At 52.9% G+C, this 13,479-nt stretch carries 7 protein-coding genes; 6 read left to right on the plus strand and 1 reads right to left on the minus strand.

Features of this window, described 5'->3' with window-relative positions:
- The first annotated feature begins 23 nt into the window (after positions 1-23).
- The 5 genes from E0E47_RS10615 (at position 24) to E0E47_RS10635 (ending at position 10,672) form a co-directional block, all read left to right on the plus strand.
- Positions 24-2,975 (plus strand): discoidin domain-containing protein, encoded by a 2,952-nt coding sequence (locus tag E0E47_RS10615; protein ID WP_008626533.1) that lies wholly within the window; start codon positions 24-26, stop codon positions 2,973-2,975.
- 69 nt (positions 2,976-3,044) lie between these two features.
- Complete coding sequence (locus E0E47_RS10620; protein ID WP_130893639.1) at positions 3,045-5,036, plus strand: sialate O-acetylesterase; 1,992 nt, start codon at positions 3,045-3,047, stop codon at positions 5,034-5,036.
- A 38-nt stretch (positions 5,037-5,074) separates the two neighbouring features.
- Positions 5,075-7,231, plus strand: coding sequence for an alpha-galactosidase (locus E0E47_RS10625; protein ID WP_130893640.1), 2,157 nt, complete (start codon positions 5,075-5,077; stop codon positions 7,229-7,231).
- Positions 7,232-7,249: 18 nt separating this feature from the next.
- Complete coding sequence (locus E0E47_RS10630; RefSeq protein WP_130893641.1) at positions 7,250-9,454, plus strand: alpha-galactosidase; 2,205 nt, start codon at positions 7,250-7,252, stop codon at positions 9,452-9,454.
- 195 nt (positions 9,455-9,649) lie between these two features.
- On the plus strand, positions 9,650-10,672 hold the full coding sequence (locus E0E47_RS10635) for a porin (protein WP_130893642.1): 1,023 nt from the start codon (positions 9,650-9,652) through the stop codon (positions 10,670-10,672).
- A 126-nt stretch (positions 10,673-10,798) separates the two neighbouring features.
- Here E0E47_RS10635 and E0E47_RS10640 read toward each other — a convergent pair whose 3' ends face one another.
- Positions 10,799-12,328 carry a carbon-nitrogen hydrolase family protein gene (locus E0E47_RS10640; RefSeq protein WP_008626538.1) on the minus strand — a complete coding sequence of 510 codons (1,530 nt, stop codon included), beginning with the start codon at positions 12,326-12,328 and terminating at the stop codon, positions 10,799-10,801.
- 159 nt (positions 12,329-12,487) lie between these two features.
- Between E0E47_RS10640 and E0E47_RS10645 the strand changes: the two genes are divergently transcribed.
- Positions 12,488-13,435, plus strand: a complete 948-nt coding sequence (locus E0E47_RS10645; protein WP_130893643.1) for a LysO family transporter — start codon at positions 12,488-12,490, stop codon at positions 13,433-13,435.
- The last annotated feature ends 44 nt before the right edge of the window (positions 13,436-13,479 follow it).

The raw sequence follows: 13,479 nt of genomic DNA on the forward strand, positions 1-13,479 counted from the left end.
AATAAAATATTCACTGATCTATTATGAGAACAAAAGAACTATTCGGCCTGTTGCTGTGGAGCACGTTCGGCTCGTTGCAAGCTTTCGCACAAGTAAGCTATCTGCATAGCGATACTCAGAATGCTGCCTGGACCGTAATGCCCGAAGAAGAAGTAGGAAAAGACATGTTGCGCCTTACGCAGAACGGCTACCAAAATCCCAAGGCCGTCAAAGCAGTCGTGCCGGGCACGGTTTTTACGTCATACGTGACTGCCGGCCAAGAAAAAGACCCTAATTTCGGAGACAACATACAGAAAGTCGACCGAAAGAAATACGACCGCAGCTTCTGGTACCGTACGGAATTTAAGATTCCATCCGATTTCGACAAAGAAATCATCTGGTTAAACTTCGACGGAATTAACCGCAAAGGTCAAATTTACCTGAATGGAAACCATTTAGGAAACTTAGACGGTTTCATGCACCGCGGACATTTCAACGTAACCCAATTAGTAGACCGCAACGGTTCCAACACATTGGCCGTACTGGTGGATATTCCCCGTACTCCTTTGGCCAATCAGGGAAGCCCCAATTACCTTTCCAGCGGCGGATGGGACTGGATGCCTTACGTTCCAGGACTTAATTCCGGTATCACCGACAAGGTTTGGTTGGAAAATACGGGCAAAAGCACGATTACCGACCCTTGGATGAGGTCGAAACTCGTCTCCCGTTCCCTCGCAGAGCTTACCCTTCAGGCCGAAGTCACCAATAATGGCGGCTCACAAAGCAAAACTACGGTAAAAGGTACCATCACTCCGGGCAACATCACCTTCAGTCAGGAAGTAGATTTGCAAGCCGGAGAGACCAAAACCGTCAAATTCGACAAGCGCTATTTCCCGCAAATGGTAGTGAACAACCCTAAACTTTGGTGGCCCAACGGTTACGGAGAACCTCATCTCTATACCTGCCGTTTGGAAGTGGTCAATGACGGTAAGACCTCGGAAACCGAGGAATTCCGTTTCGGTATCCGTCAATATTCATACGACAAGAAAGGCGGAGTCTTCCATCTTTACATCAATGGCGTACCTGTTTTCGTCAAAGGCTCTGACTGGGGAATGAGCGAATACATGTTGAGAAGCAACCCTGAACATATCCGCACTTGGGTAAAATTGAACAAGGAAATGAACTTCAACATGATTCGCAACTGGTTGGGTTCTGTGACCGAGAAACAATTCTATGAAAGCTGCGACGAACTCGGCATCATGATTTGGGACGATTTCTGGATTAACTCCAATCCGAACCTGCCCTACGACCTGAATGCCTTCAACAACAACATGATGGAGAAAATCAAACGTTTCCGCAACCACCCCTCCATCGCGGTATGGTGCGGTGACAACGAAGGCACGCCCGAACCGCCCCTTACGGGATGGATGGCGGAAAACATACGCACGTTCGACGGCGGAGACCGTCATTTCCAACCTTGTTCCAACAACGGTGGCCTGAGCGGCAGCGGCCCTTGGGACGCAAAAGACCAACGTTGGTACTTCACAGCTTATCCGGACTGCAAATCGGGTAGCGGCTTCACACGCGGATGGGGCTTCCGCACGGAAATCGGTACAGCTGCAGTACCCAACTATGAAAGCCTCGTGAAATTCATGCCCGAAAAAGACTTGTGGCCCATCAACGACATGTGGAACCTCCACTACTTCGGCCAGATGGCTTTCAATGCCGGGCCGGAGCGCCATACGGCGGTCATCGAGAACAGCTACGGCGGCGCGAAGGATGCAAAGGAATTCTGTACGAAATCGCAATGGGTGAGTTACGAAAGCAACAAAGCCCTCTATGAAGGTTGGCTCGACCACATGTGGAACGATGCCACAGGAGTCATGCTCTGGATGAGCGGCGCGTCTTATCCCAGCATGGTTTGGCAGACTTATGACTACTATTATGACCTGACGGGAGCCTATTTCGGCTGTAAACAGGCTTGCGAACCGGTGCATATCTACTGGAATCCCGTGACGGAGGAAGTAAAGGTAGCCAATACCACGACCAAAGACTATGAAGGGCTGACAGCCGAGGCAACCGTGTACAACATGGACGGTAAACCTGTGGCCCGTTACAGTGAAAAAGCTACCGTCAACTCGACTTCCAACGCCGTAGCCCAATGCTTCAAGCTCAAATTCAATACAGACCGCGACATTTTGTCACTGAATTGCCCGGCATACGCCTCTTCAACTAACCAAGGCGAACCGGCTTTCGTGACCGACGGCAAAGCCGACACCCGTTGGGCTGCCGTCCGTGCCGATAACGAATGGATTTATGTAGACCTCGGCAGCGAAAAGATGGTAGGCGGCGTACGGTTGAACTGGGAAGCCGCATACGGAAAGTCTTATAAGATACAAGTTTCCAACGATGCCAAAAGTTGGACAGAAGTCTACAAGACAGAAGAAGGGCGCGAAGGCATCAACGAGGTGTTCTTCCCTGAAGAAATCAAAGCCCGCTATGTACGTATGCTAGGCATAGAACTGGGTTGGTGGTTCGGTTACTCTTTGTGGAGCATGGACGTATTGAGCGGCACGAAACCTTCTGAAGGGCTGAGCGACGTGCATTTCCTCCGCCTGACCCTGAAAGACAAAGAAGGAAAGGTGGTTTCCGAGAACAATTACTGGAGAGGTAATGAACGTACCAATTTCAATGCCCTCAACCAACTTCCGGGCGTGAAACTGAACGTGTCATCGAAACTGACCCGCAAAAACGGAGAAGCCACAATACAAGCCACCATCGGACTGCCTAAATCAGCCGATGCCGTAGCTTTCGGCGTGCGCGTGCAAGCCGTCCGCACCTCCGACGGCGAACGCTTGCTCCCGGCCTTGATGAACGACAACTACTTCACCTTGGTTCCGGGAGAAAAGAAGAACATCCAAATCACTTTTGACGAGTCGCTCCTACAGGGAGGCTCTTACAAGCTTATCGTTGCACCATACAACCAAAACCTATAAACTTTATCCGGCCGGAGGAGGTGTTACCGCACGCCTCCCCCGACCGGATGTTTTTAAATGCTTTAAGACATGAAAATCAGAAACATTACACGTGACATGGGCTTCTGTGCCGTGTTAGCTTGTGCGAGTCTGCAAACGCCGGTTATGGCAAAAGTCACATTGCCCGCTTTCTTCACGAGCAACATGATCATCCAACAGAAAACCACCATGACTTTGTTCGGAAAAGCCAAGGCGAACAAGAAAGTAAGCGTGGAAACCAGTTGGAACAACCAACACTATGAAGCCCAAGCGGACGCAAAAGGCAACTGGCGTATCGAGATCGCAACTCCGGCAGCCGGAGGCCCTTACCGCATCACCCTGTCCGACGGTAAAAAGACCGTATTGGACAATGTTATGGCGGGCGAAGTCTGGTTCTGTTCCGGACAATCCAACATGGAAATGCCTTTAGCCGGATGGGGAAAAATCAAAAACTACGAACAAGAAATCGCAGCGGCCGATTACCCCGGCATCCGCCTCTTCCAAGTCAAGAAACACACCTCGGTGGCACCGCTCGACGCTTATCAGGTGGAATCCACCATGGGCGGTTGGAAAGAATGCTCACCGTCCACGGTTCCGGAGTTTTCTGCCGTGGCTTACCTTTATGCCCGCGAACTGCACCGAAAACTGAACGTACCGGTCGGGGTCATCGACTGCACTTGGGGAGGGACACCTGCCGAAGCATGGACCTCGTCCGAATCGCTCAAACAAGTCATGGGTTATCAAAAGAAAGTCGGACAACTGGAAGCATTGGGCTTCGACCGCGACAAGATCATGGCCGAATACGGAAAAGAACAGGCACAATGGAAAGCCGAACTCAGCAAAGTGGACAAAGGCTTCCAAAATGGAAAGGAGTGTTGGATTGGCAGTGACTTGGATGACAACGACTGGCAACAAATGGAACTCCCGGGATATTGGGAAGGCAAAGGACTCCCCAATTTCGACGGAGTGGTGTGGTTCCGCAAGCAAATCGACATTCCATCCGAATGGACAGGTAAAGACTTGCAACTGAATCCCGGCATCATCGACGATGAAGACATCATCTATTGGAACGGCGAGCAAATCGCCAACGGCGCAGGCTACAACGTACAGCGCCATTACACCGTACCGGGCCGTCTGGTCAAGGCAGGCAAGAACACATTGGCCATCAAAGTCAACGACAACGGCGGTGAAGGCGGCATAGCCGGAAAAGCAGAGGACATGAACCTCAAACTGTCGGACAAGGACATGCTCTCTCTGGCCGGGAACTGGAAATACCGCGTAGGCTGTTCCTTGGCCGACATGCCTCCCGCTCCGATTTATCCTGAGCATTCCTCTTTCCCTTCCGTACTTTTCAACGGAATGGTACATCCCTGTCTGGAATATCCCATCAAAGGCGTCATCTGGTATCAGGGTTGCAACAACGTGGGACGTGCAGAAGAATATGAAAGCCTCTTCCAAACGCTGATTACAGACTGGCGCAAGCAGTTCGGACAACCCGACATGCCATTCTATTTTGTGCAACTGGCCAACTACTTGGACCGCAAGTTGGTACAGGCAGACTCGCCATGGGCCGCCCTTCGTGAAGCACAATCCAAAGCGCAGCATCTGGCCCACACCGGAATGGCAGGCAATATCGACATCGGCGAGGCGCATGACATCCATCCCAAAAACAAACAAGAAGTGGCCCGCCGTTTAGCCGCCATCTCCTTGGCCGACACCTACGGGCAGAAGATACCCGCGCAAGCACCGGTTTACGACAACTACACGGTGGGAAGCGACGGCAAGGTCCGTATTTCGTTCACAATCCCCGCCATCGGCGAACGCTTTGAGCAGAACAAGGACATCAAGGGCTTCACCATTGCCGGCCCCGACCATGTGTTCTACCCCGCCGAGGCCTATACGGACGGCGACGATGTGGTGGTCTACTCGCACTATGTCAAAGTGCCGGTAGCCGTCCGCTACGGATGGGCCGATAATCCGGAGTGCACATTGCGCACACCCGGCAATTTCCCCGTGGCTCCTTTCCGTACCGATAATTGGTAAAAACAATTTTATTCAAAACATAAACCATTTGATCATTTATGAAAATCAAATCATTCTTATCACTATGCCTGCTCGCAACGGCATCTACCGTCGCGGCAGACGAGTTCATCAAAATCAACACCGACCAGATCGGCATGGTGTTGCGCGTCAAAGACAACGGCCGCCTCTACCAGTCGTACTTGGGCAAACGGTTGGCCAACGACAACGACTTGCAACACCTTCCGCAAGGCAACGAGGCATACCTCACCCACGGCATGGAAGATTACTTTGAACCGGCCATCGAAGTACACCACAACGATGCCAACCCGTCGCTGCTACTCAAGCACGTGTCGCACGAGCAAAAGAACATACAGCCGGGTGTGGACGAGACGGTCATCACGATGCAAGACGACAAGTATCCCGTCACAGTGAAGCTCCACTATGTGTCCTATGCCAAAGAAAACATCATCAAGACTTTTACTGAAATCAGCCATCAGGAGAAGAAGCCTATCCAACTGGAACGCTATGCTTCCGCCATGCTGCACTTCAGCCGCCCGGCCTATTACCTCACGGAGTTTTCCGGCGACTGGATTTATGAGGCCACGATGAGCACCACACCGCTGAACTTCGGCAAGAAAGTGCTCGACACGAAACTGGGCGCACGTGCCAACATGTTCACGCCTCCCATGTTCATCCTCTCGTTGGACAAGGAATCAAGCGAAACCGAAGGCGAAGTCATACTCGGCACGTTGGGCTGGACGGGTAACTTCCGTTTCACATTCGAGGTGGACAACAAGAAAGACCTTCGCGTCATTGCCGGTATCAACCCGTATTTCTCGGAATACTCTTTGCCCAAAGGCGAAACGTTCCGCACACCGGACTTTTATTTCACTTACAGCGACTGCGGACGCGGACAGGCCAGCCGCAATTTCCACGACTGGGCACGCAAATACCAACTTAAAGACGGACAAGAAGACCGCCTGACCCTGCTGAACAACTGGGAGGCCACTTACTTCGATTTCGACGAGGATAAGTTGGTGGAACTCATGGGCGATGCCGTGAAATTGGGCGTGGACATGTTCCTGCTCGACGACGGATGGTTCGGCAACAAATACGAACGCCACAGCGACACACAAGGCTTGGGTGACTGGGACGAAACGAAACACAAGCTCCCCCACGGCATCCAGAAGTTGGTGGACGAAGCTGCCAAACGCAACATCAAGTTCGGCATCTGGATTGAACCGGAAATGGTCAGCCCCAAGAGCGAACTTTACGAGAAGCATAAGGATTGGGTGATTCACTTGCCCAACCGCGACGAATATTACTTCCGCAACCAAATGGTTCTCGACCTGAGCAACCCCGAGGTGCAGGACTTCGTCTTCGGCGTAGTAGACGGCCTGATGACCAAATATCCGGGCATCGCTTATTTCAAGTGGGACTGCAACAGCCCGATTACCAACATCTACTCTCCGTATCTGAAAGACAAGCAGACTCATCTCTACGTAGACTACGTGCGCGGCCTGTACAAGGTGCTCGACCGCATCAAGGCCAAGTATCCGAAGTTGCCGATGATGCTTTGCTCAGGTGGTAGCGGCCGTATCGACTACGAGGCTCTGAAGTATTTCACGGAGTTCTGGGCCAGCGACAACACCGACCCCATCCAACGCCTGTTCATCCAATACGGCTATTCGTTCTTCTATCCGGCCAAGTCCATGAGCGCCCACGTCACCACATGGAACAAGAACGCGAGCATCAAGTTCCGCACGGACGTGGCCATGATGGGCAAGCTCGGCTTCGACATCAAGCTCAGCGACATGAGCAGTGACGACCTTACCTACTGTCAAGGTGCCGTGAAGAACTACAAACGACTGCGTCCGGCCATCATGGAAGGCGACCTCTACCGTCTCGTGTCTCCCTACGAAGGCCTGCGCACCCATGCGGCCAACCAATTCGTATGCAAGGACAAGGACAAAGCCGTGGTCTTTGCCTTCGATGTGTATCCGGGTTATGGCGAGAAGCTCCTCCCGGTACGCCTGCAAGGCTTGGATGCCAACAAGCAGTACCGCGTGAAGGAAATCAACATGATGCCGGGCCAGGGCTCTTCGCTTGAAGGTAATGACCGCGTATTCTCCGGTGATTACCTGATGAAAGTCGGGCTGAACCTTTTCACCGGCAACAAGCTTTACAGCCGCGTGGTGGAAATCACAGCCGAATAAACATTCAATCAAAAAGAAATGGAAATCAGAAGTTATATCATAGGGGTAGCCGCTGCGACATGCAGCGCGCTACCTTTTTCGCATTGTTTCGCATGGGAAGGCAACGTGCTGGTATCCACTCCGCACACATCCATGCTTCTCCATGCCGGTGAAGGCCAAGACCTGCGCTTCGCCTACTTCGGCGACCGCATCGAAGAGAGCCAGATACACCAGATTCACGACGCATGGGACGGGCTGAACCGCACGGCATACCCTACTTTCGGCCAACCGCCCCACCAGATTTTTGCTTTGCAAGCCGTACATGCCGACGGGAACTGGACCACGGACTTGACCGTGGAAAACGTGGAGACCTCAACCCTCGACAACGCCAAACTCACGGCCATCACGCTGAAGGACAAGGTTTATCCTTTCCAAGTGAAGCTCTACTACAAAGCTTACAACGACATCGACATGATTGAGACGTGGAGCGAGATTTCACACACTGAAAAGAAAACCGTGGTGCTGAAACGCTTCGACTCCGGACATTTCCTGATACGCCGCGGCGACGTATGGGTTTCGCACCTCCATGGCTCATGGGCTGCCGAAACTCATGTCACGACCGAACCGCTCACACCGGGCATCAAGATGATAGAGAATGTGGACGGGGCGCGCAACGGCCATCTGGACCACCCTGAGGTCATGTTCTCGCTCGACGGGAAACCGCACGAGAACGAAGGACGCGTCATCGGCGCCGCCCTTTGTTGGAGCGGAAATTACGCCATCCGCATGGTGACGGACAATAATTTCGTACACCGTGTCTTTGCGGGCATCGACAGCGAAAGCTCGGAATACAAACTGGCTCCGGAAGAGGTATTCACCACCCCGAAGCTCGCCCTCACTTACTCCGGCGAGGGGCTGAGCGGTGCCAGCCGTAACTTCCACCGTTGGGCACGCCACGCCGGTATGCTGCACCACGGTAATCAGGTACGCCCTGTGCTGCTCAACAGTTGGGAAGGCGTGTACCTTGATGTCAACGAACCGGCCATGGCCGAAATGATGAAGGACATTGCCACGTTGGGCGGCGAACTGTTCGTCATGGACGACGGGTGGTTCGGCGACAAGTACCGCCGCGTGCAGGACAACTCTTCGCTCGGTGATTGGGTGGTAGACCAAAAGAAACTGCCCCACGGTATCGAAGGGCTCATCCGGGAGGCCGACAAGAACGGCATCAAGTTCGGCATCTGGATAGAGCCGGAAGCCGTGAACAGCAAGAGCGAACTGTTCGAGAAACATCCTGATTGGGCCTTGCAAGTCAAGGAACGCCCCTTGCAATACGGGCGTGGCGGCACACAGATGCTTCTCGATGTGTGCAACCCCAAAGTGCAAGATTTCATGTTCGGCATCGTAGACAACCTTTTGAGCCGGCATCCTCAAATTGCTTACATCAAATGGGATGCCAACGTGGAACTGAAGAACTATGGTTCCACCTACCTGCCCAAGGACAAACAGTCGCACATATACATTGAATACCATCGCGGCTTGAACAAAGTGCTCGAACGCATCCGCGCCAAGTATCCCGACGTGCTGATTCAAGCCTGCGGAGGAGGCGGAGGACGCGCCAGTTACGGTGTCATGCCCTACTTCGACGAGTTCTGGGTGAGCGACAACACCGATGCCTTACAACGTATTTACATGCAGTGGGGCACCTCGTATTTCTACCCCTCCAACGCCATGGCACAGCACATCAGTGCCTCGCCCAACCACCAGACAGGACGTATCGTACCCATCAAGTTCCGTTGCGACGTGGCCATGAGCGGACGCTTAGGATTGGAGCTGCAGCCTTCCAAAATGACCAAAGAGGAATACCGGCAGGCATCGCAAGCCGTGAAGGACTACAAGTCAGTGCGCGAAGTCATCCAGTTGGGCAACCTCTACCGTCTGGTATCGCCTTACGACGACAAAGGTATCGCCTCACTGATGTACACTGACGATGCGAAAAACAAGGCGGTGTTCTTCGCCTATAAAATGGAACATTTCATGAACCAGGTTGTACCCCGCGTCTGCCTGCGCGGCCTCGACCCGGCCAAGAACTACCGCGTACGCGAGTTGAATGTCAAGACCGGCGGACAGCCCTGTTTCTTGAACGACAAAGTATTCTCCGGCGCCTTGTTGATGAACACCGGCATCGAAATGCCTTTGGGAAGCGACTACGCCAGCTGCGTGTTGGAACTCATTGCTGAGTAGAACCCGCAATCTTTTTCGGATAGGAAACGCATTGAATCTGGAGTTTGTACCTTTTCTTAGAGTACAAACTCCTTTTTTATTGGCATAAATAGAAGAAGAGAGGAAAAATAACGGTATATTTGTAACATCATCGTAATACGTATGACATCTTGAGTTCATATCAAATGCCTACCTTTGCCCCCAAATCAACACATTATGAAGAAAATCGCCATTTTAGCCTTGGGCTTGTTGCCCGCCCTCCCTGCCACAGCCGACGAAGGGAAAGAAGAAAAAGCCAAAACGGATTACCGCCCGGTTGTCCACGGCACACTGCGCGGAAAATACGAATACCAACCGGAAGAAAAGGCCGGACGCTTCCAAGTGCGTACCGCCCGGGTCAGCATCGAAGGTAAAGTAGCCCCCGTAGTGGCTTACAAAGCCGAAATCGACTTGTCCGACGAAGGCAAAATCAAAATGCTAGATGCCTACACCCGGCTCAGCCCGCTGAAAGGTTTCGATTTCACCATCGGGCAGATGCGCGTCCCGTTCACTATCGACGCCCATCGCTCGCCCCACCAACAATACTTCGCCAACCGTTCGTTCATAGCCAAGCAAGTGGGCAACGTGCGAGACGTGGGAGCCACGTTGGGCTATAAAATAGACGGCTCGCTGCCCCTCACCCTGCAGGCCGGAGTATTCAACGGCTCAGGACTGACCGACCAGAAGGATTTCTGGACCAACAACATCAACTATTCCGCCAAGGCACAATGGCAACTGCCCAAAGGCTTTTCAGTCACGCTGAGCGCACAGAAAATCAGGCCGGAACATATCTCGGTCAACATGTACGACGGCGGCATCACTTACAAGTCCGGAAGATGGACGGCAGAGGCGGAATACTTGTATAAACACTATACCAAAGATGCCTTCCGGGACGTGAACGCTTTCGACGGGTTCATTTGCTATGACCTGCCACTGAAAAAAATATTCAGCAAAATCTCATTCCTCGGACGCTTCGATTACATGGGCGACCACAGTGACGGAACGGCCGACGAAAACGGGCACCTCACACTGACCGACGCCGAACGCAAGCGCATCACCGGCGGCATCACGCTAAGCATCGCCAAACCGTTCATCTCGGACATCCGTATCAATTATGAGAAATATTTCTACAATGACGGAGTCACCCCCAAAGTGTCCGAACAAGACAAGATAGTCATTGAATTCATGACTCGCTTCTAACTTATTATCAACATATTACAAAACCGAAATCGTTTGGCGCAGAATGAATTTTCATTCTGCGCCAAACGATTTTTCAATCTCCTGAGATTGATTTTCCGTTCTCAGCACATCTTTTTCCGAAGCTCCTTACCTCTTGAAACGCACCTCATAAAGGTCGCGCCGGCGGTCTTTCAAATTCCTTACACCGCCATAAGTATGCAGCTCGCTCAGAAGGTCCAAATCGACATCGGACACAAGAATCATTTCCGTGTTCGGCGTGGCCTCCGCCCGGCGCCCGTCAGTGGGGAAAGCAAAATCGCACGGAGTGAACACGCCGGATTGCGCATACTGTATGTCCATGTTGTGCACGCGCGGCAGGTTGCCCACGCTACCGGCTATCACCACAAAGCATTCGTTCTCGATGGCACGGGCCTGCGCACATACCCTCACACGGGAATAAGCGTTCTGCGTGTCCGTCAGGTAAGGCACGAAGAGGATTTGCATTCCTTGGTCGGCCATGATGCGCGACAGTTCGGGGAACTCCACATCGTAACAAATCAGCACGCCGATCTTGGCACAATCCGTGTCGAAGGTCTTCAGCATGCTGCCCCCGGACAGCCCCCAACTCTTGGTCTCGTCGGGCGTGACATGTATCTTCTCGTACATCTCGTAACTGCCGTCGCGGCGGCACAGGAAGCCCACGTTATAAAGGTTGCCGTCGCGCTGCAAGGGCATGCTGCCGGTGATGATGTTGATGTTGTAGCTGATGGCCAACTGCAAGAAACGGTCGCGTATCTCGTCGGTGTAACCGGCCAGTCCCCGGATGGCCTGCGACTCGCTCAGGTTGTTGAATTCCGCCATCAACGGGGCGTTGAAATACTCCGGAAAAAGGATGAAATCGCTTTTGTACCCCGACACGGCATCCACGAAAAACTCTATCTGCTCGAACAGGTCGTCTATCGTCCGGTAACCGCGCATCTGCCATTGCACCAACCCCACCCTGACCGTCGTCTTGGCAGGCAACGGCTCAGCCGTCTCCGGTTGGTAATAGATATTGTCCCACTGGAGGAGGCAAGCGTAATGCTTGGACTCCTCGTCGTTGGGCAAATAGTTGGTCATGACCTTACGGACGTGGAAGTCGTTGGAAAGCTGGAAGGTCAGCACCGGGTCGTAAATCTCCCGTTTGCGCACCTGCTCGATATACTCCTTCGGACGCATCCTATCCGCGTATTTATGGTAGTTCGGGATACGGCCGCCGAACATGATGGCCTTCAGGTTCAGCTTCTCGCACAGTTCCTTGCGGTACTCGTACATACGGCGTGCCAGGCGCAAGCCGCGGTAGTCGGGATGGATGAACACCTCGATGCCGTAAAGGATATTCCCCTTGGGATTATGCGTGCAGAACGTCTCGTTTCCCGTCACTTTGGCATACGTATGGTCTCCTTTCACCAAATCGTAATCCACGATGATGGAAAGGGCGCAACCGACAATCTTGTCATCGGCTACCGTCACCACCTGCCCTTCTGGAAAGATGCGTAACAACGTCTCTATCTGTTCATGAGTCCAAAACACATCGCTGCCGTCCGAATACACACGGCGGAACGACTGCGCCAACTGCCCGTAATCCTCTATCTGGAGCGGACGCACCTGGATTTTACCGATATTCTGATTTTCCATTCCTATTATATAATAAAGATACTTCGAGAGTGCAAAGTTACGGCTAATTTGGATGCGCTGTCATTCCAAAGGAGTTAAATCCGCCCGAAAGGATGCAAAATCGGGTATAGGGAAGGACATACGGTTTCATTTCTCCGAAAAAAAGGCGAACTTTGCGCCATGTTTACCGTCATTTTGATTTTATGGGGCAGCGCGGCGATAGGCTACGTGCTGCGCCGCCATCCGTTCAGAGCCGTAGGACGGCTTACCACTTGGTCCGTATGGTTGCTGTTGTTCCTGATGGGATGCGAAGTCGGAGCCAATCCGGACTTGATTTCCCAATTAGGCACCTTGGGCTTGGAAGCCCTCATCCTTACCGTGGCTTCCTTCGCGGGCTGCATGGGACTGTCATGGGCTTTTTGGGAGTACCTCCAAAAACATCCGAAAAACAAAAACACGGGTCTCTCAAATTCCCTGTCAGAAGCAAGTTCCTCTCCCATTTCCCCGAAGCCCTCCATCCGGCAACAGACGGGCGAAAGCATGGTCATCGTAGGGTTCTTTGCCTTTGGAGTTTCGGGCACCCGCTTAGGTTGGATTCCCGTCCTGCCACCGGAAGCGGGATTCTACGCCCTCTGCCTGCTGTTGGGGTGCGTAGGATTCAGCATCGGGCAAAATGACGAGATGCGCCACGGCCTGCGGAAAATAGACAAGCGGCAAGCCTTATTGCCGGTCGTAACAGCCGTCGGGACCTGGTTGGGGGCGATTTCCACCGCCCTGCTCATCCAACGGCACACCCCGGCTGACTGGTTGGCAGCGGGGTCGGGATTCGGCTATTATTCACTTTCGAGCATCCTTATCACGGAAATGAGGGGAGCCGAACTGGGCACGATAGCCCTTATGTACAATATCTTCAGGGAACTGGCCGCACTCATCGGCGCCCCCCTGCTATATCGCATGTTCGGGCCATTGGCTCCCATCAGCCAAGGCGGTGCCACCACGGGCGACACGACGCTCCCCATCATCGCCGGATGCTGCGGCAACCAGTTTGTCCCGCTTTCCATTTTCCACGGTTTTGCCCTCGATTTCACCGTCCCGTTTTTAGTTCCCTTTTTCTGTTCGCTGTCTTAATCCTCCAAACACAAAGGCGGGACATACTTGGATGGTATGCCCCG

Source organism: Paraprevotella xylaniphila YIT 11841, from assembly GCF_900683745.1.
Taxonomy (GTDB): Bacteria; Bacteroidota; Bacteroidia; order Bacteroidales; family Bacteroidaceae; genus Paraprevotella; species Paraprevotella xylaniphila.